Annotated in this window: 17 protein-coding genes; 9 read left to right on the plus strand and 8 right to left on the minus strand. The window is 59.2% G+C overall.

Features of this window, described 5'->3' with window-relative positions:
- Window positions 1-47: 47 nt before the first annotated feature.
- The 4 genes from sfnG to BUE92_RS16900 form a co-directional block, all read right to left on the minus strand.
- Window positions 48-1,172, minus strand: a complete 1,125-nt coding sequence (sfnG, locus tag BUE92_RS16880) for a dimethylsulfone monooxygenase SfnG (RefSeq protein WP_073525110.1) — start codon at window positions 1,170-1,172, stop codon at window positions 48-50.
- Window positions 1,173-1,856: 684 nt separating this feature from the next.
- The gene (locus tag BUE92_RS16890) at window positions 1,857-2,642 is read right to left on the minus strand and encodes a sulfite exporter TauE/SafE family protein (RefSeq protein ID WP_073525112.1); all 786 of its coding nucleotides are present in this window, start codon (window positions 2,640-2,642) and stop codon (window positions 1,857-1,859) included.
- A gap of 96 nt (window positions 2,643-2,738) precedes the next feature.
- Window positions 2,739-4,040 (minus strand): ATP-binding protein, encoded by a 1,302-nt coding sequence (locus BUE92_RS16895; RefSeq protein ID WP_073525114.1) that lies wholly within the window; start codon window positions 4,038-4,040, stop codon window positions 2,739-2,741.
- Between the two features lie 3 nt (window positions 4,041-4,043).
- Complete coding sequence (locus tag BUE92_RS16900; protein WP_003190934.1) at window positions 4,044-4,745, minus strand: response regulator transcription factor; 702 nt, start codon at window positions 4,743-4,745, stop codon at window positions 4,044-4,046.
- A gap of 171 nt (window positions 4,746-4,916) precedes the next feature.
- On the opposite strand from BUE92_RS16900, the gene BUE92_RS16905 reads away from it, so the two are divergent.
- The 4 genes from BUE92_RS16905 to BUE92_RS16920 all read left to right on the plus strand — a co-directional run bounded on the left by BUE92_RS16905 (window position 4,917) and on the right by BUE92_RS16920 (window position 11,442).
- Complete coding sequence (locus BUE92_RS16905) at window positions 4,917-6,059, plus strand: efflux RND transporter periplasmic adaptor subunit (protein WP_073525117.1); 1,143 nt, start codon at window positions 4,917-4,919, stop codon at window positions 6,057-6,059.
- Window positions 6,060-6,065: 6 nt separating this feature from the next.
- Entirely contained in the window at window positions 6,066-9,155 is a 3,090-nt protein-coding gene (locus BUE92_RS16910) for an efflux RND transporter permease subunit (protein ID WP_073525118.1), read from the plus strand.
- A gap of 148 nt (window positions 9,156-9,303) precedes the next feature.
- Window positions 9,304-9,945 carry a DUF1345 domain-containing protein gene (locus BUE92_RS16915; protein WP_073525119.1) on the plus strand — a complete coding sequence of 214 codons (642 nt, stop codon included), beginning with the start codon at window positions 9,304-9,306 and terminating at the stop codon, window positions 9,943-9,945.
- A 150-nt stretch (window positions 9,946-10,095) separates the two neighbouring features.
- Window positions 10,096-11,442, plus strand: a complete 1,347-nt coding sequence (locus BUE92_RS16920; RefSeq protein WP_073525120.1) for a hypothetical protein — start codon at window positions 10,096-10,098, stop codon at window positions 11,440-11,442.
- Window positions 11,443-11,518: 76 nt separating this feature from the next.
- Here the strand turns inward: BUE92_RS16920 and BUE92_RS16925 are convergent, their stop codons facing one another.
- The 3 genes from BUE92_RS16925 to BUE92_RS16935 all read right to left on the minus strand — a co-directional run bounded on the left by BUE92_RS16925 (window position 11,519) and on the right by BUE92_RS16935 (window position 18,091).
- Entirely contained in the window at window positions 11,519-13,774 is a 2,256-nt protein-coding gene (locus BUE92_RS16925) for an autotransporter outer membrane beta-barrel domain-containing protein (protein WP_305955569.1), read from the minus strand.
- A gap of 222 nt (window positions 13,775-13,996) precedes the next feature.
- Window positions 13,997-15,988 carry a hypothetical protein gene (locus tag BUE92_RS16930; RefSeq protein ID WP_073525121.1) on the minus strand — a complete coding sequence of 664 codons (1,992 nt, stop codon included), beginning with the start codon at window positions 15,986-15,988 and terminating at the stop codon, window positions 13,997-13,999.
- A gap of 153 nt (window positions 15,989-16,141) precedes the next feature.
- A complete protein-coding gene (locus BUE92_RS16935; RefSeq protein WP_073525123.1) occupies window positions 16,142-18,091 on the minus strand; it encodes a hypothetical protein in 1,950 nt (649 codons plus the stop codon).
- Window positions 18,092-18,339: 248 nt separating this feature from the next.
- On the opposite strand from BUE92_RS16935, the gene BUE92_RS16940 reads away from it, so the two are divergent.
- From BUE92_RS16940 to BUE92_RS16960, 5 genes are all read left to right on the plus strand, one after another.
- Window positions 18,340-19,401 (plus strand): LacI family DNA-binding transcriptional regulator, encoded by a 1,062-nt coding sequence (locus BUE92_RS16940; protein ID WP_073525125.1) that lies wholly within the window; start codon window positions 18,340-18,342, stop codon window positions 19,399-19,401.
- A gap of 84 nt (window positions 19,402-19,485) precedes the next feature.
- Window positions 19,486-20,268 (plus strand): sugar phosphate isomerase/epimerase family protein, encoded by a 783-nt coding sequence (locus tag BUE92_RS16945; RefSeq protein ID WP_073525126.1) that lies wholly within the window; start codon window positions 19,486-19,488, stop codon window positions 20,266-20,268.
- On the plus strand, window positions 20,261-21,202 hold the full coding sequence (locus tag BUE92_RS16950; protein ID WP_073525127.1) for a sugar kinase: 942 nt from the start codon (window positions 20,261-20,263) through the stop codon (window positions 21,200-21,202). The genes BUE92_RS16945 and BUE92_RS16950 overlap by 8 nt, the downstream gene beginning before the upstream one ends.
- Window positions 21,203-21,247: 45 nt before the next feature.
- Window positions 21,248-22,540, plus strand: a complete 1,293-nt coding sequence (locus tag BUE92_RS16955) for an MFS transporter (protein WP_073525128.1) — start codon at window positions 21,248-21,250, stop codon at window positions 22,538-22,540.
- On the plus strand, window positions 22,537-23,514 hold the full coding sequence (locus tag BUE92_RS16960; RefSeq protein ID WP_073525129.1) for an NAD(P)-dependent oxidoreductase: 978 nt from the start codon (window positions 22,537-22,539) through the stop codon (window positions 23,512-23,514). Before BUE92_RS16955 ends, BUE92_RS16960 begins: the two co-directional genes overlap by 4 nt.
- A gap of 133 nt (window positions 23,515-23,647) precedes the next feature.
- Here the strand turns inward: BUE92_RS16960 and BUE92_RS16965 are convergent, their stop codons facing one another.
- A complete protein-coding gene (locus BUE92_RS16965; protein WP_073525131.1) occupies window positions 23,648-25,273 on the minus strand; it encodes a methyl-accepting chemotaxis protein in 1,626 nt (541 codons plus the stop codon).
- Window positions 25,274-25,477: the final 204 nt, after the last annotated feature.

The raw sequence follows: 25,477 nt of genomic DNA on the forward strand, positions 1-25,477 counted from the left end.
CCCCCGGTAGGAGCGAGCTTGCTCGCGAAAAATCCCCAGGCGCCGCGTTAAACCAGGCTACCCACGTCTTCGTTAACGTTTTTCGTGAGCGAACTCGCGCCTACAGCGGCCTTGACTTCAAGCTCGCGCACCAACGGCAATACACGTTTGCCGAAATACTCCACTTCTTCCTGAAAGTGCAGAAAGCCTGCAAGCACCAAGTCCACACCCACGGCCTTGAGTGCCACGATGCGCTCGGCGATCTGCTGCGGCGTGCCGATCAGGTTGGTCTTGAAGCCATCGTTGTATTGCACCAGATCCTCAAAGCTGGATTTGGCCCAGTTCCCCTCGCCCTCCGGTGACGCCTTGCCCGCTTGCCTGGCCGCGTCACCAAAGGCGTTGACCGCCTCCGGGTCGGCTTGGTCGATGATCTGCGCCAGCACCGCACGCGCCTCTTCTTCAGTGTCGCGGGCGATCACGAAGGCGTTCACGCCCACCTTCACCGAATGCTGGTTGGCAGCGGCCTTGGCGCGGATGTCGTCGACCTGGGCCTTGACGCCTTCGGGTGTGTTGCCATTGGTGAAATACCAATCCGACACCCGCGCTGCCATATCGCGAGCCGCCCGAGAACTGCCGCCCTGGAAGATCTCTGGCTGGCCCAGGGGCTTGGGCTTGAGGGTGTAATGGTTGAAGCGATAGAAGTCGCCCTTGAAGGTGAAATCGTCCTGGGTCCAGATGCCTTTGAGGGCGCGGATAAACTCTTCGGAACGCCGATAGCGCTCATCGTGCTCCAGCCAATGCTCGCCAATGGCCTGGAATTCGCCCTTGAACCAGCCACTGACGATATTCACCGCGATACGGCCATTGGTCAGTTGGTCGATGGTCGCCAATTGCTTGGCCGCCAGCGCCGGTTGCCAAGGCCCGGGCAGGATCGCCGCGATGACCTTGAGGGTGGTGGTCGCCGCCAGCAACGCATGGCTGAACGCCACAGACTCATGCTGGTTCTCGGCGCCGTAGCCTGCGGTGAAGCGAATCTGGGTCAGGCCATACTCAAAACCCGCCGCCTCCGCCAGTTGCGCCAGCTTGCGGTTGTACTCGATGCCCCAGTGGGTGCGTTGTTCAATCTTGCTCACCACCAAACCACCGCTGACGTTGGGCACCCAATAGGCAAATTTCACGGCTTGCTGACTCATCGGACGGTACCTCGCACAAGGGATGTACCAGTGCTTAGGCAGCAAGCGTGCCAGGGGCAGGCAAATGCCAAAAACCTGGGGGTTACAGGGCAAAAAGGATGATTGAAGCGTTGGTTCGCCAATGTCTGGGATCGTAGTGATTTGTGGATCTGCTGTTGCTGGAGCAACAGTGGCGACCGGCGCCGTCAAACGTATCCACGATGCGAAGCGAGTAGCTCTTGATCTGCTTTTGATCTTGATCTTAGGCGCCCCGTTAAACCACGCTGGCCGGAATTCGACAGTGATTTGGGGGGTAAACCGGCAGGGATGCCGGTTTAGCCGCCCCGCGCCATGGATGGCGCGTGGCGGCGGCCCCCCAAATCACTGGCGGATTACGGGCACACCGAGCCCAAGCGAGGTGCCGAGTGGTGGGGCAAGAGCGTTTTGCTTACTTTGCCGCTTTTGCAAAGTGAGCCGCCGTCAGGGCGGAACCCTAAGCGGCCGTTACCGCAGGAATGGATATGTACACAATCCAACTGTGTTGACTGTCAGGCCGCCTTCGCGAGCAAGCCCGCTCCCACAGTTAGATCGCAGGGCGTCAGGTAGATAGGCGTCGGCCGGCAGGCCGCCTTCGCAGGCAAGCCAGCTCCCACATTTAGACCCCGGGGTGTCAGATGGATAGCCGCTGAGTGTCAGGCCACGTGCTCAAAACGCCAACTTATAACCCACCGCCATCAACATCACCGCCAGGCACGGCCGCAGTACCCCGTCGGGAATCCTGCCAGTCATGTGGCTGCCAATGTAGATCCCCGGCAGCGACCCCATCAGCAAAAAGCCCAGCAGATGCCAGTCCATGTTCCCCATGCTGGCATGGCCCAGGCCTGCCACTAATGTCAGGGGCACTGCATGGGCGATCTCGGTGCCAACCAGGCGCCGCGTGGCCAGGAACGGGTACAGGATGAACAGCGCCACCGTGCCTAGGGCGCCAGCGCCGATAGAGGTCAGGGCTACCATGGTGCCGAGGATCGCACCCGTCGCCACGGTCAGCGCGTTGAGATTACGCGGGCGCAGATGATAGGAATCGCCAGCATGACGCTGGGCAAAGGCCAACAGGCTTTTCTTGAACAGGATCGCCAGGGCCGTCAGCAGCAATACCACGCCAAGGGCCTGCTTGATCACCGCGTTCATCGCGCTGGGGTCGGTGTGCAGGCTGGCCAGGAACCATAACGTCAGCAATACCGCCGGCACGCTACCCAGGGTGAGCCAGCCAGTGATGCTCCAGTCGATGTTCTTGTTCTTGCTGTGCACCAGCACGCCACCGGACTTGGTGATCGCGGCGTACAGCAGGTCGGTGCCCACCGCAGTGGCTGGGTTGATGCCAAACCACAGCAGGATCGGGGTCATCAGCGAACCGCCGCCCACCCCCGTCATGCCCACGATAAAACCCACGATCAGGCCGGCAACCACGAAACCAATATTACCTACATCCATTCCAGCTACCCGCGGCCTTATAAATTTCTGGCCGCAGGATAGCGATTTTTCTTATAACCACTTATACCGATGCGATCTGAGTTTATGCTTTTTTGATCACGGTAGGTTAGGCAGCCACACACGAAACCGCGCCCCGCCCAAGGGAGACGCCAAGGCCGTCAACGTGCCGCCCTGGGCCTCCAGGGCGCGCCGGCTGATCGCCAGGCCCAGGCCAAAGCCACCGGTTGCACGGTCGCGGCTACGGTCCAGGCGGTAGAACGGCTCGAAGATGCGCTCGCGCTGGTCCGCCGGTATGCCGATGCCATCGTCGTCCACCCAGATTTCACAGCCTTTGGGGCATACGCGCACGCCCACCTGGATGCGCTTGTCGCAGTAGCGCGTCGCATTGCGCAGCAGGTTCTGCAAGGCCCTGGCAGTCAGGCGCGGGTCGAGGCTGAAGCGCTCCACGGCACAATCGAGCACCACATCGATGACGATATCGGGGTTTTCCAGCTCATCGTCGACGCTGCCCAACACGCTGTCGATAAACTCGTCGAGCGCCACCTCTACCCGCTCGGGCAATTGCGCCGGGTTTTGCAGGCGGCTGTAAGACAGCAATTCCAGCACCAGCTCATCCAGCTCCCGAATATGCGCCACCAGGCTTTGCAGGCGCTCGCGGCTGGCCGGGGGCAAGTCTTCGGAGAGCGCCAGCGCCAGCCCGAAGTCCAGGCGGGTGAGCGGCGTGCGCAGTTCATGGGAGACCGCATTGAGCAAATCGCGCTGCTGGTTCAAGAGGCGCTCGATATCATCGGCCATGGTGTCGAATACCGCCGCCAGGCCGCCGATGCTGGAGCTGGGTGCGAGCCCCGTACGCGCCTCCAGATGGCCCTTGCCCAATAGCGCGGCAGTGCTCTTCAGACGCTCCAGGTCACGCCAGTGCGGACGCAGCCACACCAGCAGGCACGCAAGCAATGCAGCGCCGACCAGCACGTTCATCGACCAGTACAGCAGGTTCATGTCCAACGGGTCTGGCGGTACGGTCAGCTTGACCGCGAACTGCTGGTTGATCGGCGAACTGATTTCTTCCATCCAGCCCCACTCGCCCAGGCGGATCACTGGCTTGCCTTGCTCCAGTAACTGTTCTTCCTCAGGGGTGTAGCGGGCGTCCTGGCGCAGCAACAATTGCACTTTCAAGGGTGCAAAATCGTGGCTCAATTGGTCGGTCACCTGGGACCAGCGCTCCACCGGTGCGCGCTGGTACTGCTTGACCATGAGCTTTTGCAGGCCACGGGACTGTTCGATGTTGTAGTCCATGTAGCGGTGTTCGAACAGCTGGATCACCAGCTTGGGAATCAGGTAGATCGCCGCGCTGTAGGTGACGATGGTGATCAGGTAGAGGCGCAGCAGTACGCGAAACATGGTTCAGCATTCCCACTCGGAACGGCTGAACAGATACCCTTTGCCCCACACTGTCTTGATCTTGCGCGCCTCGCCCGCATGGTCGTCGAACTTGCGCCGCAGCTTGGAGATAGCCACGTCCACCGAACGGTCGGTGCCGTTGAACTCGATACCGCGCAGGCGTTGCAGGATCTGATCGCGGCTGAGCACTTCGCCGGCATGCCGGGCCAGCACCACCAGCAGGTTGTATTCACCGCTGGACAGCTCCACCGCCTGCTCGCGCCAGGTCACGGTGCGCTCGGACAAATCAATGCACAGGTTGCCCATGACGATCTGGTCGCTGGCCACCTGGGGTTCGGACAGGCTGCTGCGACGCAGCAGCGTGCGCACCCGGGCCAGCAATACGCGCGGCTCGCAGGGTTTGGTCACATAATCGTCGGCGCCCATCTCCAGGCCCAATACCTGGTCGTGGCTGTCATCGCGGGCGGTCAGCATCAGGATCGGCAGCCCCGCCGAATCGGCGCGCAGCAAGCGGCACACCTGCAGGCCGTCGAGGCCCGGCAGCATCAGGTCGAGGATCACCAGGTCCGGCGGGTTGAGGCGTGCGCGTTCACGGACATGGTCGCCACGGCTGAGCACGCTGACGTGGTAGCCATTGCGTTCCAGGTAGCTGGCAATCAGCTCGGAGAGTGCGGCGTCGTCTTCCACCAGGAGGATGTTGGGCATGGTGTTTCCAAATAATGCTGTTTGTTGGTGTGTTGCAGGATTGTGCAAGGATATACGCCCCCGACGCCCTGCGCGCCGTACCTTACACTTCTTCACAGACCCGCTACACAGCTTCACAGCACCACGGCGCAGGTGCCCCTAGGATGCGCCAGTCAATATTGGGATAAGAGCATGTCGAAGAATCTATTTGCGCCGTTTTGCCTGTTGGCCCTCACACTGGCGCTGAGCGCGTGTGGTCAGTCGGCAGACGAGGCGCCACAAATGCCCCTGGCCAAAGTGCGGATCGAAACCCTGCAGGCCAAGCCTCTCTCTATTACCAGCGAACTGAGCGGGCGCATCGCGGCACCGCGTATCGCCGAGGTACGCGCGCGGGTCGCCGGGGTGGTCATGCAGCGGGTGTTCAACGAAGGTCACGATGTAAAGCAAGGCGACGTGTTGTTCCGTATTGACCCGGCGCCGTTCAAGGCCGACCTGGACAGTGCCCAGGCCAACCTGAGCAAGGCCGAGGCCAATGCATTCCAAGCGCGCCTGCAAGAACAGCGCTACAGCCAACTGGTCGAAGGCAACGCCATCAGCGGCCAGGAGTACGACAACGCCCGCGCCGCCCTGCGCCAGACCAACGCCGAAGTGGCCGCCAACAAGGCCGCCGTCGAGCGTGCCAAGCTGAACCTGGGCTATGCCACCGTGACCGCACCGATTTCCGGGCGCATCGGCCGCGCGCTGGTGACCGAAGGCGCGCTGGTCGGCCAGAACGAAGCCACGCCGCTGGCGATTATCCAGCAACTGGACCCGATCCACGCCGACCTCACCCAGTCCACCCGTGAGCTGAACGACCTGCGCCGCGCCTTTCGTGCCGGCAGCCTGAAGCAGGTCGGCCAGGACCAGGCCAAGGCCACCTTGATCCAGGACGACGGCAGCCTGTACCCCTTGCCGGGTAAATTGCTCTTCTCCGAGATCAGCGTCGACCCGGGCACCGGGCAGATCATCCTGCGCAGCGAGTTCCCCAACCCGGACCTCGACCTGTTGCCCGGCAGCTTTGTGCGGGTGCGCCTGGAGCAGGCCGTGGACAAACAAGGTATCAGCGTGCCGCAACGCGCCATCACCCGTGACAGCGCCGGTATCCCGATGGTGTTGCTGCTGGATGCCGAGCAGACCGTCAGCCAGCAACCGGTGGAGTTGGGTGCGGTGATCGACAACCGCTGGATCGTCACCAGCGGCCTCAAGCCCGGCGACCGCATCATCGTCGAGGGCCTGCAACATGCGCGCCCCGGTGAAAAAGTTGAAGTGGACGACAGCCCGCTCGTAAAGGAATAACCCGTCATGCCGCAGTTCTTTATTGACCGCCCGATCTTCGCCTGGGTGGTGGCCCTGTTTATCCTGCTGGCGGGCTTCCTGGCGATCCCGCAATTGCCGGTGGCCCAGTACCCCAACGTCGCGCCACCCAAGGTGGAAATCTACGCGGTGTACCCCGGCGCCTCGGCCCAGACCCTGGATGAGAGCGTGGTCAGCCTGATCGAGCAAGAGCTCAACGGCGCCGATCACCTGCTGTATTTCGAATCCCAGAGCAGCCTGGGTTCGGCGACGATCACCGCGACCTTTCAGCCGGGCACCGACCCGGAAATGGCCCAGGTGGATGTGCAGAACCGCCTCAAGGTCGTCGAGCCGCGCCTGCCCCAGGCCGTGACTCAGCAAGGCTTGCAGGTGGAAAAAGTCTCCGCCGGCTTCCTGCTGCTGGTCACATTGACGTCCAACGACGGCAAGCTCGACGACGTGGCGCTCAGTGATTACCTGGCGCGCAACGTGATGAACGAGCTCAAGCGCCTGGACGGGGTCGGCAAGGCCCAGTTGTATGGCGCCGAACGCGCCATGCGTATCTGGATCGACCCGCAGAAGCTGATCGGTTTCAACCTCACGCCGGCCGACGTCAACGCCGCGATCAGCGCCCAGAACGCCCAGGTCTCAGCGGGCAGCATCGGTGACTTGCCGGGCACCCACACCCAGGAGATCACCGCGGCGGTGCTGGTCAAGGGGCAACTGTCCACCCCGGCCGAGTTTGCCGACATCGTGCTCAAGGCCAACCCCGACGGCTCCACCGTGCGCATCGGCGATGTGGCACGGGTGGAAGTCGGCAGCCAGGAATACCAGTTCTCCACGCGCCTGAACGGCAAGCCGTCTACCGCCGTCAGCGTGCAACTGTCGCCCGGCGCTAATGCATTGAGTACCGCAACGCTGGTGCGGGCGAAAATGGACGAGTTGTCGCGCTACTTCCCTGCCAATGTGGAATACAAGATCCCCTACGACACCTCGCCCTTCGTCAAAGTCTCGATCACCAAGGTGGTCTACACCTTGCTGGAGGCGATGGCGCTGGTGTTCGCGGTGATGTTCCTGTTCCTGCAGAACGTGCGCTACACCTTGATCCCCACGCTGGTGGTGCCAATCGCGCTGATGGGCACCTTCGCCACCATGTTGCTGCTGGGTTTCTCGATCAACGTGCTGACCATGTTCGGCATGGTGCTGGCCATCGGTATCCTGGTGGACGATGCCATCGTGGTGGTGGAAAACGTCGAGCGCATCATGGCCACCGAGGGCCTGTCGCCCAAGGAGGCGACGAAGAAAGCCATGGGCCAGATCACCGGAGCCATCATCGGTATCACCCTGGTGCTGGTGGCGGTGTTCCTGCCGATGGCCTTCATGCCGGGTTCGGTGGGCGTGATCTACCAGCAGTTCTCGCTGTCGATGGCCACCTCGATCCTGTTCTCCGCATTCCTGGCCCTGACCTTGACCCCGGCCCTGTGCGCCACCTTGCTCAAGCCGATTGCCAAGGACGAGCACCATGCCAAGGGTGGTTTCTTCGGCTGGTTCAACCAGCGCTTTGAGCAACTCACCAACCGTTACGAAGGTTGGGTGGCCTATGCCCTCAAGCGCAGCGGCCGCTACCTGCTGATCTACCTGGTATTGCTGGTGGGCATGGGCCTGTTGTTCAGCCGCCTGCCCTCCTCGTTCCTGCCGGTGGAAGACCAGGGCTACACCATCACTGATATCCAGTTGCCGCCAGGCGCCAGCAAGAACCGTACGGTGCAGGTAGCCGAGCAGATCGAGGCGCATAACGCAGGCGAACCTGGGGTGGGTGATACCACCATGATCATGGGCTTCAGCTTCTCAGGTTCCGGGCAAAACGCGGCGCTGGCGTTTACCACGCTCAAGGATTGGTCAGAGCGTGGCAGTGATGACTCCGCTTCCTCGATTGCCGATCGCGCCAACATGGCCTTCAGCGACCTCAAGGACGCGATTGCCTACGCGGTTCTGCCGCCACCGGTAGACGGCCTGGGCACGTCCAGTGGTTTCGAGTTCCGTTTGCAGGACCGTGGTGGCGTCGGCCATGCAGGATTGATGGCCGCGCGTACCGAATTGCTGGACGCTGCAGCGAAAAGCCCGATCCTGGCCAACGTGCGTGAAAGCGCCTTGGCTGAAGCACCACAAGTCCAGCTGGAAGTGGACCGCAAGCAGGCTAACGCCCTGGGTGTGTCGTTTGCCGACGTGGGCAACGTGCTGTCGTCGGCGATCGGCTCGGCGTATATCAACGACTTCCCCAACCAGGGCCGTATGCAGCGCGTGGTGGTGCAGGCCGAAGGCGACCAACGCAGCCAGGTGGCCGACCTGATGAAAATCCACGTGCGCAACAACGCCGGGAAGATGGTGCCGTTGTCAGCCTTCGTCGAAGCCAAGTGGACCCAAGGCCCGACGCAGTTGACCCGTTACAACGGTTACCCGGCCATCGCCATCAGCGGCGAAGCGGCGCCGGGGCACAGCACGGGCGAGGCCATGAACGAAATCCAGCGCCTGGTCAGCCAGCTGCCCGCCGGGCTGGGCCAGGAATGGACGGGCTTGTCGTTGCAGGAGCGCTTGTCCGGCTCCCAGGCACCGCTGCTGTTGGGCCTGTCGTTGCTGATCGTGTTCCTGTGCCTGGCCGCGCTGTATGAAAGCTGGTCGATCCCCACCTCGGTGTTGCTGGTGGTGCCGCTGGGCGTGCTCGGTGCGGTGTTGGCCGTGAGCTTGCGCGGGATGCCCAACGACGTGTTCTTCAAGGTCGGCTTGATCACCATCATTGGCCTGTCGGCGAAGAACGCGATCCTGATCATCGAGTTCGCCAAGGACCTGTATGACCAGGGCGAGGATTTGCTCGACGCCACCTTGAAAGCGGCACGGCTGCGACTGCGGCCGATCATCATGACGTCCCTGGCGTTCATTCTCGGCGTGGTGCCATTGGCGATTGCTACGGGGGCCAGTTCGGCCAGCCAGCAGGCGATTGGTACCGGTGTGATTGGCGGGATGATCACGGCGACATTGGCGGTGGTGTTTGTGCCGGTGTTCTTCGTGGTGGTGATGAAGCTGGTACGAAAGCGCCAGTAATGCCCACAGTGTAGGAGCGAGCTTGCTCGCGAAGATCGTCAACGATAACGCGGGCCGTCTGGATGCACGCGGTGTTTTGAAGTTTTTCGCGAGCAAGCTCGGTCCTACAGGGATAGGCTATGGTTTCCAGCGTTCTTTGTGAGCCACCATGCCCTTCCTCGCCCGCACCCATCCTCGCCTTTCATCCGCCGCCGTACTGGGCCTTGCGGCCGGCCTCCTGGTGCCGGCCGACACCCTTGCCAGCAAAATCCTGATCGGCTGGAACGCCGGGGTCTGGACCTACCTGATACTGATGCTCTGGTTGACCATTCGAGCCAAGGCCGAAGACGTCAAGCGCATCGCCGAAATCGAAGACGAGAACGCCGGCCTGGTGCTGTTCATGGTGTGCATCGCCGCCATCGCCAGCCTGGCCACCATCACCTTCGAACTGGTGGGCAGCAAGGACCTGGCCACCTCCGAGCGCCTGCTGCATTACGGTTTTACCGGGCTGACAGTGATCGGCTCCTGGCTGCTGATCGGGGTGATTTTCAGCGTGCACTACGCCAGGCTCTATTACACCTGGCAAGGCAAGGAGCCGGCGCTGCGCTTTGCCGAGGGCTTGCTCACCCCCAATTATTGGGACTTCCTGTATTTCTCATTCACCATCGGCGTGGCAGTGCAGACGTCGGACGTCGGTGTTGCCACCCGAAGCTTGCGTAAAGTGGTGCTGGGGCAATCGTTGATCGGGTTTCTGTTCAATACCGCGATCCTGGGGTTCTCGATCAATATTGCGGCTGGGTTGTTTGGTTAGGCTCCAGCCTGGCTAAACGTATGGGAACAGGTATAGAAAACCGACGAATGGATAGGCAAACCTGTTAGTTCTGACAGTTGTGCAGCGCATGTTTATGGCGCTGAATTGAATCGCTCACAACCAACCCATCCAAGGGCACGGGGCTGATTCATGTCAACACAACCGATGAACAGTAATCTGGTGCGCAATGGCAACTTCGCCCATCGCGAACTCTATTGGAACGCTACTGCCACCGCTCCAGGCCGAGTTGATTTTTCACGCCAGAAGTGCGTGATCACGGGGCCAGGCCGGGCGGAACAAGACATATCGGTTTCCGACACCGCCCCCTACACCTTCAGCCTGTATACGTTGATTACCTATAACGGCGCCGGCTCAGTCCGACTGATATGGCAGCCCTCAGGTACGACTGAAACCATCACGCTAACAGGGAACCATGGCTGGACCCATCATCTGAGCACTTTTAGCCCACCTGCCGACACCACCGGCCTGACGCTACAACTGATGGGTGATGCTGGCGACGTCTGGTTCGATAGCCTCCAGCTGGCGGAAGACGACGGCGTGGTCATCCCCGTCGAGTTGATCCGTAACGGTGATTTCGCCGACAACAGCGATCATTGGATAGCCAACGAGCCAGAGGGCTCCTCCTCCGTGACATTTTTCGGCAACGAGTGCCAGGCAAACCTGGGGGGGTCCATCGAACAAGAAATTGCTGTCACACCCGGCCAGACCTACGCTTTTTCCATCGATGCCAGGACGCCAACCGGAGGGCACGGTTTCGCGATATTCCATATTGCACCCGGTAACACGCCACAGATAGAACTTCGGGGGGGCGGCGACTGGGATACCTACACGTCGTCGCTGACCATCCCTGCAAGCGTGACTGAGATCACCTTGGAAGTGATAGGCACCACCTTCCTCGTGGTTGACAACCTGTCCCTGAAATTAGCCCCAGTGCCAGCGATTAATCAAAACCGCCCTCACCTCACACACATGTACCGCCCATCGCAGGAGAACCGTACCATGAGCAATGCCAATGCCCGAAAAGCTGCCCGCCAGGAATCCGCAGAACGTTTTTTTCAAGGTTCGATCGGAAGCGAGAACTTCAAGGCGGACTTTCGCAAACATGAATTGAAAAACAACTTCTGGTTCGCGGAAGGCGCCATGAAGATACCGCCCACAGAAACGTCAAGGCAGGTGGTCATCTTCAAGTACCCCGTCAACGCGGTTTCCGGTCGTTATGTGTTGGAGAAAGACCCTGACGTTCATAAGTTAGCGGTTATCCTGATGACCATTAATGAAACGCCGACCCCGGCTTATCAAGCACATCGAGGCATCGTCGAATTCTTTCATGATTCGGACGACCAGACGGTCACGGGCGCACTCGACGTTTATCTTATGGACATCAACAACCAAGAACTGCGTATGCAAATGCTGTTCAGCCTCGATAGAACCTCGCGGCGCAGCCCTACCCGTATCAATACCGTTCAACCTCGATAAAACCTATGCATGATAGTAAACGCCCCGAACTCGGGGCGTTTTTTCAAGATTGTTGAAATTCGGTAGCACTGCCTGATTACCAGCTATATCGCACGCCGAAATTTGCCCCCCATGGCTGATCCACATGCTTGCCTTGGCCGTAGTCAAAATCTGCATGCAACTGCATATTTTGGGACAGTGTCAGGGCGACACCCACTCCGACCTCGACACGCGAGCCCGACAGATTATTGTCAAATGTCTGGTTATTGACCGACACCTTATTGCTCTTGGCAAATTCGTGGGCAACGCCACCCCGCAAGTAAGGCTGGAGCATACTGCCGTCATCCAACATAAAGTCGCGGCCTACCGTCACCCCCAACTTGCCCTGCACGGAGTCAGTGTGGCTGCCCTTGGCTTTGAGACCATTATCCAGGCTATAGCTCTTGCCTTGTACTGTAACCACGGACGCTTGGGCGAAAGGCTCGACAAAGAAATCATTATCCAGCTTGATATGACGGCCCGCTTCCACGGACGCACCCAAGGCATTTGTGCTGTATTTGCCTTTGGCTTGCCTGCCGTCGCTCAAGCCGACTGTGGAGTCATTGTTCAAGCGGTTGGCCTTGATGACGCCGTCAAAATAGTAACCACTCTCTTCATCCAACCAAGTGGCATACAGACCTGCGTAATAACTCTGCACGGTACCCGAAGTACCCCGACTGAGATCCAGGTCAGACGTACTGTGACCCGCCATTACCCCCAGCAGCCATTGGCCTTCTCCCACGGGCGTATCCGCCCCCAAGGAGAACCCGCGCTGGCTTTGTTCATAGGCACCGGCATCACCGCCACTGACCTCATATTTATTGCCATAGGCACGCAACCAGCCACCGGCTGCGGCACCGTTATGCCGAATCTCTCCCATGCGGCTACGCAAAGATGTCATCTCGCCATACCACACAGTTGGTGCAGTGTTGAACAAGGCCAATACCGACCGCGTGCCTGGGCTGACAGTGCGATTATTCGGGTCAAGGAACCAATCATTGCCGTCTTGCCGCAGGCCATAGGACCAAGCCCCAACATCCACATTACCGCCTACCAGCGCAAACTGTGCATCACCACCACCGGTGTGAACGATATGCACATCACCTGGGTTTACCGCTTCTGTACCGCTGCTGGTAAGCAACAGGTCGTGATGGCCGGTTGCGTCACCGGTGATGTTCAGGAAGTCCGTCAGGCCCTGAGCGAAATCAGTGCCCATGACAAAGGTGCCTTGGCCCGACAAGCTCTTGAGGTCAAGTTGATAGAACGCATCCCCATCGCCAAACTTGACCGCGCCATCGGCAAGGCGCAAATCACCCACCTGGCTATTGCCAGTCATGACCCACATGGATTGCTCGCCAAGACTCAACGACGATACGTTTTCCAGGCGGCCGGTCAATGAGGCGCGATCAGTGAGCTGAAGATGAGCCTGGCTACCACTGCTGACGACGACATCGCCTTTGAGCTGGCTATTGGCGATATTCATATTCGCCGTCGAGCCGCCCTTGACTTCCAGCAAGTTGCCATTACCACCGGTGAGCGTCGAGCCGTTGCGTACCTCGATATTCGCCACCGCGCCCTGGCCCCGAGCACCGTCTACGAGCAACGCAGCACCTGTGGTGCCCGTGACATGAGAATGGTCCAGGACAAGGGTGTTAGGCCCGGGCGCATGCCGGTTAAACGACATTTCAATACCGTTACGTCCGCCTGAAATATTGCTCCCAAAAGCCCGTGCCGCTGAGCTCTCCAACCTCAACCCAAAGCTGTCGGCCCCCGTGCCGATTGACTGACTGCGCACCAACTCCAACGCACTGCCACCGGTAACAACTGCGCCGCCGGTTGCTCCCACCAGGACACTGCCATTGACCGTCGCGGTGGATATGTCGGTCGAGTTTGTATATTTGCTCACCAGTAAACCATGGTAATCGGCACTGGTAATAACACTGTCGTTGATCTGCGCAGTGCTGCTGAGCAGCGTTACGCCAGTTTCGTACACCCCGGAAGCCGTGACACGACTGTTGTCGACAGCCACATTGGAGCCGCTCTGAGCGACAACCGTCCCCAGGATCGTACTGTCCGCGCTGACATTCAGGTTCGAGGCATCAGCATAAATGGCCTGCGTCCAGCCCCGTATGACGTTAAGCGTGGCATTCTGCAATTCAAAGGTATCGATATAATCATCATGCCGGATGGTTTCGGTGCCATTTTCGATCAACCGAGCATGAGCATTTGGCGCCAGAAGCAACAAGGTCACCACAGATGGCACCTGCATCATTGCAACCAAGGGTTTTAATTTAAAGTACGAATTGATCTTCACAAGACACCACTCATTTAACAGGCATTCCAGAACGGAACTGTTCGGCCTATTTCCAGAGGGGTGGAGCCAGGCCATTCAAGGCCGCAAAGTTACAGATCAGGCTTACCGTAATATGTAGGATTAATCCGAACATAGAGGTAGCGATGAGGAGATTAGCTGTGTGAAAGTGCAAAGTGCGTGCAGTGCAACCGAAGGGTGCCGAAGCACCCCGCAGTCTGCAGTCTATTGCTCTACCAGGCTATCCTCTAGTCCAGTGGGCGGTTGCTGCTCGCAATAAAGCCCGTTGAGGTCGGTGAACCGTGTACGGGTCCAGGCTCTTACCGAAGGCTGCTCTCCTTCTCCCGGGATCGGCACAAAATAGTGAAAGTCCACCGAATTGCGCGCCGCCGGCCGAAGGGCCGTGTAGGGGATCTTTATGTCGAAACCGTTGGAAACCATGTCGGGCGTCAGCTGCGGCGAGCTGAGGGGCAGTGTAGTGCCCAACTGAGTGTCTCCGGTAATGTCACTGAATACGCGGAATTCACATCGAACGACCATGTACTCTCGGAAATACATTGTATTACCAGGAACCCTGACCGTCGCCTCGCGAGTCGCTCGATTGAGGTCGGTACACGCCAAAAATGCGGTCGCCTTGACAAACCTTGGCGCTTCCAATACGACTTTGTTGGCCGCCACAACCACATCCTGCGCAAGTGAGCGCTGGGTATTGTCATTAGTATCCCATCCCAGCGTATAGAACACTGGGACCGTTCTATTGCCGACTGTACGAATGATTTCCCAAGGCACAGTTCGCGTAAGAGTGTCACCCGCCTCTTCAGTCGTCAGTTCCAACTCATCAAACTGGTGGGCCAGATCCCCCCAATACCATTTGATTATCGTACCCGGCGCGGGAAGAGGGATGTCCCAAAGCACGGTCTCGATAGTCGCGTCCATATTGAAGTCAGCGTCTGTGAGCTCATTTTCCAAAGTCGGGTCGACACCATAGACCCGCACGCGCGCGAGCAAACTGTTTTCCGGATCTTCACCCGGAGCAGGGCCAGGCGCAGAAAAATCGACATCAATCGTGTGAGTAGGCGCATCGGTTGGCGTCCCATTGCGATCAACAAAATAGTTGATCTCCATGGGCATCTCGCCGGCGCCGCCACCATAATGGGCCAAAAGGACATCCCTGCCGACAGGCAGCATTAACGGAAAAGGCAGATAAAGCTTAACGTCAAAACGTACCGGAGGCTGCGTGCCAATGGTCAATTCGATCACGTCAATATCGGGTAAATTATTATCATATTCTGGGATAGCAATGTTAACCCCGTTCGGGTCATAAAGGTCTTGCAAATCAAGCAGCCCGTCACCAGGAAGAAGCGCCAAAGGCACATAGGCTTCCAGCGGATCAGGGGCGGGTGTCAGGTTCAACTCGATTCGCGCAGGCACCGAGTCTTTGCTGTCATTCCCTGCAAGGTCCAAGAAGCGGCAGAACAAGTAGTTCTGCCCGCCTTTATTACCAATAATCAGGTCCCACGGCAGTATAAAACTCAACGAATCGTCCACAGGAAAGGTGTCAACAGGCTCAGACAGTTGTGAAGAAAAATCCGGTGAAAAAAAGACTTCGATATCATCACCCGCGCGCCGAGAGGGATAGTCGGGAAATGTACATACCATCCCATCAGGGTGATCATCCACATCCTGCTCAGTAATTTCCCCTTTCGACGCCAAATAATCAGGGAACGAGGGCGCTGCGGGGTGCCTGGGGTCTTCTGGCGGGGTGAGGTCGACCTCCAGGGGAGCACCTACTAGCAATGGCGATTGATCGTTACCTTCATGAATGACATAGCCGACCTCATGTTCCCCTTCCACCAAACGGACCGCCGGAATATCACGGGTGAACACTGCATCAATAGGTTGGTGGTCAGGAGACCCTGGATTAAAGTCCACAATGTACATCGGCGCACCCCAGTTCGTTGCGCCTTTACCGCGCATATGCACTGCGAGTCTGGTGATTGTCGGTTCAAGACCATGGTCCACTGCAAACTGCACAATATCAAACGTTACAGTAAGCGGCTTTTTCGAAGCCTCCTTAGTAATCAACCCATCACTATTCAACGTATCAAACGTGGGCAGGGGCATCGCCCGCACACCCGCTCTGCGTTGGGACAGCAGTTCTTTATTGGCCTTGCGCGATGCAATGGCGGCCTTTTGTTTCTTACTCAACGTTGCCATCTGTATTCTCCTTTTGCACTGAGTAACACCAAGACAATCGAACAAACACTTTTCTTCGACACAGAACACGTTTCAAATCGAACAATCGTTGCGCCGCCACTGCCAAATGCTGCAACTTACACCGACGAACAACTACTCCAGGCACCTATAGTTCTAGTCTTCAGGACCATCACCATTCGGCCCACAATAGATATTGCCCGCTCGTTTACGATCAATTTTTGCATAGCGTAATCTTGAAGAACCTATCACTCTGTTTTTACGCCATAGTGTATAGATAACGGATACCGAACTTCCTGGGCTCTGAGGGTTTGGTGACTTGATGGGCTTGATCTTCTCAGCATAATTTTCTTGCTTGAAGGTATAACCTTTTTCCGCCTCCTCTTCGGTCAGCCGATGCGTCAGGGTATCCGCAGTTGATGTAATAGCCTGCCCCCCTCCAGCAAACTCTTCATAGCCCTGCCATTCCACGACAAGATCGTCATCTTTGCGAAAGGCCGTTTCCGGAAGAATCTGGATAGGTATGTGATCCCACATAGCCGGCTTAGCGTCACAACCTATAAACATATTGCTATTGGCACTCGGAAACTCAACACGCCTAAATACCTGCGGAGGGACAACATCGACCATGACTTCAGTAAAATAGGAAAGTTGCTCATTAACACCATTGAATGTCGAGTAGTACACCCGTAGCCTTTCATCATTGCCTGCATCAACAATCACCTGCCAAGGAATATCGCTGAACGTCACGCGTACGCCTTCAGCATCGCCGTTACGGGTATCAACAATATAACTCGCCACAGGCTTATCCATATTGGGGAAGTCCCCCCAGAACAACTCCAACACCTCACCATCACGAGGTTGGTGATAGAGCGGGACACTGGCATATACGCGTTCATCCTTATCACGTATATCGATATGGTTTTCCGTCTTCGAGCCCTCGCCAAACACAGTAACTTCTGGCAAGTCGCGGTTGAGTAACGCGGGGGCGTTGATATGGTCTTGCCCTGCAACCCTGAAGTCCCAACGGATTAACGTAGGGGGGCTGGGCAACGTGGGCGTATTGCTGCCGTACCGTGTAATGGTGTAGGTGGCCGAATCTTCTGCGAACCCCATGCCCATCGCTATCAACTTCGACCAAGGGATACCGGCGCTGAACGGCATCTCGGTAACCTCCTGCGCGTCAAGCAGGGTACTGCCCCACAGGATGGTGACAAGATCGCGAGCATTCCAGTTGTCATACTGAACGTTGGCCACCACACCAATCCGCGCATCGTGCCGATTGATCAAACCACTTGCCATGGCAGGGATGACAAGAGGTTGGAGGTCCGAGGGCGCTTCCTTTAATCGGACTTCGACGGGCGACTGGTCGGACCTGGGGCCTCGATTATCGGAACGATCTTGAAGGCGCAGGTGAACGTATTGAGTACCGTTGCGGTACAGGCGAAACAAATCCACAAGAATGGGAATAACAAGTGGGCTATTTTCGTCGGGAAACTCTACATAGCCACTCGGTGCACTATCAGGTGGAGGACTTTGGTCCGAAATATAATAATAAACCCTGTCATAAGCCCGCCGGCCGAGGTAAGCAGACAATACCAAATCGACTGTGCGATGCCGGGCCGCGTAGTCCTCATCTATCGTACCCACCGGGAAGGCAGGCGTTGGCGGCGTAACGTTATTGTTTGGCGGCGTCCGGTCAATTACCAGGGTACGGAAGTCCGAGGTTGTTGGTATACCGGTTTCGTCGGTGATCCGATAAGCCAGCCGGACGGTACCGTCATTTTCCAGATAGTCGCGCGGCACGGTAATGGAAAAAGGGAAAGGCTTGGTAATGGGGCCATCCCACCGTTCCCTGAAAGGAGGGACACCTTCACCTCCGCTGCGTGACCAGACGATTTGCACAATATTGAATTCGCCAGCCTGCGCAGCGTCGTCCCATAACTGCGGAATGACCACAACAAGGTCGGTATCAAGATATTGGTGAGGTATGTATCCCTCCAGAATCGGCGGATTAGCATTATCCAGAATGGGCACCTCAATATCGGCCAATCGGAAAATGCCGTTACGTGAAAGTCTACTTCCAGTGGTTTTTTGAGCGCTCATCAGACTCTCCCGTCAGACCGCTTGTACCTACACCCCAAAGGCGTGCCTGCGACCAATTAAACGCGCAATCTGCGGTATCGAATACTGTCAGAACTAACAGGTAGGCACTGCCATTCGTCGCTTGGTAGCCGATTCCACCCACACCGGATGCTTGACGAAACGCTTGACTTGAGGTTTCCTGAAACCGGTTTCAGCCTGGGTATTCCCGACTGAGGCCCAGAAAATTCCAATAAGAAAGGCCCGCGACCGTGACTCCTTTTTCCGCCGCCCAGCGCACCCGTGTCACCATGCTCGACGTCGCCCAACGCGCCGGCGTTTCCAAAGCCAGCGTGTCGCGCTTTATCGGCGACGACCGCGCCCTGCTCTCCGACGCCATCGCGCTGCGCATCGAGCAAGCCATCGAACAGCTTGGCTACCGCCCCAACCAGATGGCCCGTGGTTTGAAACGTGGCCGCACGCGCCTGATCGGCATGCTGGTGGCCGATATCCGCAACCCCTATTCCATCGCCGTGATGCACGGCGTCGAAACCGCCTGCCGTCAGCACGGCTACAGCCTGGTGGTGTGCAACACCGACCGCGATGACGAACAAGAGCAGCAACACCTGGCGGCGCTGCGCTCGTACAACATCGAAGGCTTGATCGTGAACACCCTCGGCCATCACCTCGACCAACTGCTGGAACTGCAGCGGGAAATGCCCCTGGTGTTGGTGGACCGCAAGGTCGAGCCCTTGCACAGTGACCTGGTGGGCCTGGATAACCCGGCGGCGGTGCGCATGGCGGTGGAACACCTGGAGCTGCAGGGTTACCGCGACGTGCTGCTCGTAAGCGAGACCACCGATGGCACCAGTTCACGTTTGGAACGCCTGGAGAGTTTCAATCACGAAATTGCCAAGCGCCCGGCGTTGACAGGCGCCGTGGTTGAACTGGATTACAACCTGGAAAAGCGTCTGCAAGCCTTTCTCGCCAAACCCGGCCCCAAGGCACTGTTTTGCGCCAACGGCGTGGCCGCACTGGCCTGCACCCGTGTGCTCAAGGCGCTGGGCTGCGACCTGTTCGGCGAGGTGGGCTTGATCGCCCTGGATGACCTGGACTGGTACCCGCTGGTGGGCAACGGCATCACCGCCCTCGCCCAACCGACGCAAGCGATTGGCGCCAGCGCCTTCGACTGTTTGCTCAAGCGCCTGCGCGGCGATACCACACCCACCCGCACCCTGGATTTTTTACCCGAGCTGATTATCCGCGGCTCTACACAATCCCCTGTGGGAGCGGGCTTGCTCGCGAACGCGATAGATCAGCCACTCTTGCGCTGACTGACACACCGCCTTCGCGAGCAAGCCCGCTCCCACATTTTGTTTTGCGTATAAAAATGAAACCGGTTTCAGAGGTAAACAACAATGCATAAATACCCCGTCTCCATCAGCCTTTCCAGCTACGGCGCCGAACTGGTTCGCCAGCAGGGCCAATTGAGTTTTGTTGCGTTGCTCAGCGCTGCCGGTGCCCAGCGCATTGAATGGCGTGAAGAGCTGCTGACCGACGAACACCCTGCCACGCTGGCCCAGGCCGCTGCCGCGCAAGGCCTGGACAGCGTGTTTTCCTCGCCCCTGGAACTCTGGGTCGCCGGCCGTGCCCAGCCCAATGCCGAGCTGGCCGCCACCCTGGACCGCGCCCAGGCCTTTGGTTCGGGCTGGCTGAAGGTCTCGCTCGGTTACTTCACCGACACCAACGACCTGGAAAGCCTGCACGCCCTGCTCAACCGCCACCCGGTCAAGCTGCTGGTAGAAAACGATCAGACCCTGCACGGCGGGCGCATTGAACCGATGCAACGGTTTTTTACCGAAGTCGAACGCCTGGGCCTGCCGGTGAAGATGACCTTCGACATCGGCAACTGGCAGTGGCAAGACCAGTCCGCGCTCACCGCTGCGCGGTTACTCGGCCGGCATGTGGATTACCTGCACTGCAAGGCCGTGGCCCGTCGCGACGACGGCAAGCTCGTCGCTTTGCCACCGGGCGCCACCGACCTGCATCTGTGGGAACAACTGATCAAACACATGACTCAAGGTATTACCCGGGCAGTGGAATTTCCGTTGCAGGGCGATGACCTGATCGAGGTCACCGCACAACAGGTCGCGACTATGGCCCGCCTCGGCCAACCCCATGTGGAGAACGCCCATGTCTGAGATCGATATCCTCTCGTTTGGCGAAACCATGGCGATGTTTGTCGCCGAACAGACCGGCGACCTGGCCCAGGTCGGGCAGTTTCACAAACGCATTGCCGGCGCCGACAGCAACGTCGCCATCGGCCTGTCGCGCCTGGGGTTCAACGTGGCCTGGCTGAGCCGGGTGGGTAACGACTCCCTCGGGCGTTTTGTGGTCGATACCCTGAGCAAAGAGGGGCTCGATTGCCGCCATGTGGCCGTCGACCCGCTGCACCCCACCGGCTTTCAACTCAAATCCCGGGAAGAGGCCGGCGCAGATCCTCAAGTTGAGTATTTTCGCAGAGGCTCGGCGGCCAGCCACTTGTCCATCGATGCCATCCACCCAGCGCTGCTGCAAGCCCGCCATCTGCACGCCACAGGCATTCCGCCAGCGCTCTCCGATGCCACTCGCGCACTGTCGTTCGAGCTGATGACCCAAATGCGCAAGGCCGGGCGCAGTGTGTCGTTCGACCCGAACCTGCGCCCGTCCCTGTGGGCCAGCCAGGCGCAGATGATCCGCGAAATCAATGCGCTGGCCGCTTTAGCGGACTGGGTCCTGCCGGGCCTGGGCGAAGGTCGCCTGCTGACCGGTTTTGACGACCCGCAAGACATCGCCGCGTTCTATCTCGACCAGGGCGCCGAAGCCGTGGCGATCAAGCTCGGCGCCGAAGGCGCCTATTACCGCACCCATATGGACCAGGGTTTTGTCGCCGCCGTACCGGTGGCCAAGGTGGTGGATACCGTCGGTGCCGGCGATGGCTTTGCCGTGGGCATGATCAGCGCCCTGCTGGAAACCGCCAGTTTCCCCGAGGCCGTACAGCGCGGCAACTGGATCGGCAGCCGCGCCGTGCAGAGCCGTGGTGATATGGAAGGTTTGCCGACCCGCGCTGAATTACCCACCCGATCCGTTGCGTGACCCATTACCTGTTGCCACAACTACAACAAGCTCAGGAGCAACCCCATGGAAACCGTGAAACTCGCCACCCGCCGTTGGTGGTACATCATGCCTATCGTGTTTATCACCTACAGCCTGGCCTACCTGGACCGCGCCAACTACGGCTTCGCCGCCGCTTCCGGCATGGCCGAAGACCTGATGATCACGCCGGGCATGTCCTCCCTGCTCGGCGCACTGTTCTTCCTTGGCTACTTTTTCTTCCAGGTGCCAGGGGCGATCTACGCGCAAAAGCGCAGCGTCAAGAAACTGATTTTCGTCAGCCTGATCCTCTGGGGCGGCTTGGCGACACTGACCGGCGTGGTGTCCAACGCCTACATGCTGATTGTCATCCGCTTCATGCTCGGGGTGGTCGAGGCCGCCGTGATGCCGGCCATGCTGGTGTACCTGTGCCACTGGTTCACCCGTGCCGAACGCTCGCGGGCCAACACTTTCCTGATCCTCGGCAACCCGGTGACCATGCTGTGGATGTCGGTGGTGTCGGGCTACCTGGTGCAGCATTTCAGCTGGCGCTGGATGTTCATCATCGAGGGCCTGCCGGCAGTGTTGTGGGCGTTTATCTGGTGGAAGCTGGCCGATGAGCGCCCCAAGGATGCCAAGTGGCTGAGCGACGCCGAAAAGCACAGCCTGGAAACCGCCCTGACCGCCGAGCAGGTGGGGATCAAGGCCGTGAAGAACTACGCCGAGGCGTTCCGTTCGCCCAAGGTGATCATTCTCGCCCTGCAGTTTTTCTGCTGGAGCATTGGCGTGTATGGCTTCGTGCTGTGGTTGCCGTCGATCCTCAAGGCCGGTTTGCAGATGGACATGGTCGAAGCCGGCTGGCTCTCGGCCCTGCCGTACCTGGCGGCGGTGATAGGTATGCTCGTGGTGTCCTGGGGTTCGGACAAGCTGCAAAAACGTAAGCGTTTTGTCTGGCCGCCGCTATTGATTGCGTCGATTGCCTTCTACGCGTCCTACGTGCTGGGCGCCGAACACTTTTGGTGGTCCTACACCCTGCTGGTGATCGCCGGGGCGTGCATGTACGCACCCTATGGTCCGTTTTTCGCCATCGTCCCGGAAATCCTTCCGGCCAACGTCGCCGGGGGCGCCATGGCGCTGATCAACAGCATGGGCGCGCTGGGCTCGTTCGGTGGCTCGTATCTGGTGGGTTACCTCAATAGCAGCACCGGCTCGCCCGGCACTTCGTACCTGCTGATGAGCGGCGCCTTACTGCTTTCCGTGGTGCTGACGATTTTCCTCAAGCCCGGCGCCAGTGACCGCGCGCCGGCGCCAACCCTGGAGTTGAAGGTAAAGACCTCATGAAAAAGTCTGTCGTGCTGTACAAAAAACTCTCCGCGCCGCTCATGGCTCGCCTGCACGAACAGGTTGAAGTCACGCTGATCGACGCACTGGATGAAACCGGCCTGGCCAAGCTGCGCGATGCGCTGCCCACCGCCCACGGCCTGCTGGGGGCAAGCCTGCGCCTGGATGCCCGGTTGCTCGACCTGGCGCCCCGGCTGGAAGCGGTGGCCAGCGTCTCGGTGGGTGTCGACAACTACGATATCGACTACCTGACCCAGCGCGGCATCCTGCTCAGCAACACCCCGGACGTGCTCACCGAAACCACTGCCGACACAGGTTTCGCGCTGATCCTGGCCACCGCCCGGCGCGTGGTCGAACTGGCCGACATGGTGCGCGCCGGCCAATGGAACAAAAACATCGGCCCTGCGCACTTTGGCAGCGATGTACATGGCAAGACCCTGGGCATCATCGGCATGGGCCGCATCGGCGAAGCCCTGGCCCAGCGCGGGCATTTTGGCTTCGGTATGCCGGTGATCTACCACAGCCATTCGCCCAAGCCGGCGGTTGAAGCGCGCTTTGGGGCGCAGTACCGCAGCTTGCAGGACTTGCTCAAAGAGGCTGATTTTGTCTGCCTGACATTGCCGTTGACCGCTGAGACCGAGAAGTTGATTGGCGCCGAGGAATTCGCGCTGATGGGGCCAGAGACGATTTTTATCAATATCTCGCGAGGCAAGGTGGTGGATGAGGCGGCTCTGGTAGAGGCGTTGCAACAACGCACGATCCGCGCGGCGGGGTTGGATGTGTTTGAAAAAGAGCCGCTTGATCACGCGTCGCCGTTGCTGCGTTTGAACAATGTGGTAGCCACGCCGCATATCGGCTCGGCCACCCATGAGACGCGGGAGGCGATGGCCAAGTGTGCGGTGGATAATCTGCTGCAGGCGTTATCCGGTGAACGGCCGCAGAACCTGGTTAACCCAGTCGCCTGGAAACACTGATTCCTGACACAACACAGAACGCATGTGGGAGCGGGCTTGCTCGCGAATACAGTGGATCAGTCAAAAAATTTATCGACTGACACTGCGCATTCGCGAGCAAGCCCGCTCCCACATTTTTTGACCTCATTTCAGGTCAGACGACGAACCTGGCCACCATCCCATTCAAATCCACCGCCAGCCTCGACAGTTCGTGGCTGGCCGCGCTGGTCTGGTTGGCGCCCGCCGCCGACTGGGTGGCCAGGTCGCGGATGTTGACCAGGTTGCGGTCCACCTCGCGGGAGACCTGAGCCTGTTCTTCCGAAGCACTGGCAATCACCAGGTTGCGTTCGTTGATCAGGCTGATGGACGCCGTGATCTGCTCCAGTGAGGCGCCGGCTGCGCGTGCCATTTCCAGGGTGGTCTGGCTGCGCTGGTTGCTCTGTTGCATGGACTGCACCGCCTCCCCGGTGCCGTTCTGGATGCCGGCGACCATTTTCTCGATTTCCTGGGTTGACTGCGCGGTGCGATGGGCCAGGGCGCGCACTTCATCGGCGACCACCGCAAAGCCACGTCCGGCCTCGCCGGCACGGGCGGCTTCAATCGCCGCGTTGAGCGCCAGCAAGTTGGTTTGCTCGGCAATCGCGCGGATCACATCCAGTACCTTGCCGATATCTCGGCCCTGAGTGGCCAGGCCCTCGATCATCGCGGAGGTGTTCTGCACGTCCTGAGTCATGGTCTGGATCGCGCCGACGGTTTCCATCACCCGATCACGGCCTTCCCGCGCCGCCTGGTTGGACTGCCCGGACGCCTCGGAGGTGGAAACCGCGTTACGCGCCACCTCCTCCACTGCCGCCGTCATCTCATTGACAGCCGTGGCGGCCTGGTCGATTTCATTGTTCTGCTGCTGCAGGCCACGGGAGGCCTCCTCGGTGACCGCGCTCAACTCTTCCGCCGCCGAAGCAAGCTGCGTGGCCGAGCCGGCGATGTGCTGGATGGTCTGGCGCAGGCTGGCTTGCATGGTCGACAGCGCACTGAGCAACCGCGCCGGTTCGTCCTTGCCATCGTCCTCGATGGTTTTGCTGAGGTTGCCGGCAGCGATGGTTTCGGCCACTTCCACGGCCTTGCGTAGCGGGGTCACAATGCTGCGGGTCAGCAACCAGGCCAGCAGCACGGTGAGCAACGCCGCCGCCACGGAGACCGCCACCACACCGGTGATCGCGCCCTCGAAGCTTTGCCCGGCATCCGCGTCGGCCTGCTTGGCGTCGGCCGCATTGATGGCGATCAGCTTGTTCAGTTGCTCGCCCATCTGGTCAGTGCCGTCCTTGATACGGCTGTTGATCAGGGCGCGCATCTCATCGACCTTGCCTTGTTTGGACAATGCCACCATCTCGGCCTGGGCTTTGAGGTAATTGTCCAGGGTGACGCCAAAGGCCTTGTACAGCGCAGCCTCCTCCGGGCCCGCAGGCAGCGTGGCGTATTTGGCCTGAGCGGTCTTGACCTTGTCCGCCAGCACGCCGATGCGCGTCTCGGCTTCCTGCAGGGCGGCAGGCTCGCGATTGACCAGCACACGAAACGACAGGATGCGCATGCGCAGCACGTTTTCGGTGATGGTGCCCAGATGCGTCATGCTGGGCAGTTGGTTGGCGCTCATGTTCTGCGAGGACTGGCGCATCTGTGTCATACGGTTGACCGCAAACACGCCCAGCAGCACCACTAGAACGGCAATGAAGGCGAAACCGATAAACGCGCGAGGGGCAATATTGAGGTGACGGAGGGACATAGGGCTGCTCTCAGAAATAGTGTTTGCGAGCGTCCCTGCCGCGAAACGATCCGTCAGCGTCAACGCGCTGCCCAGACCTTGGTCACCACTGTTGTCGTTGTAGTGTGGGCCTATCCTCGATATCGGCTGGGCGACGGCTTTAGCGCAGGGTCTTTATAAATATTTTTTTACACTTCAGGCGCCTGGCACTTTCTGGCATCCTGC

Origin of the sequence: Pseudomonas fluorescens (assembly GCF_001902145.1) — a bacterium.
Taxonomy (GTDB): Bacteria; Pseudomonadota; Gammaproteobacteria; order Pseudomonadales; family Pseudomonadaceae; genus Aquipseudomonas; species Aquipseudomonas fluorescens_BV.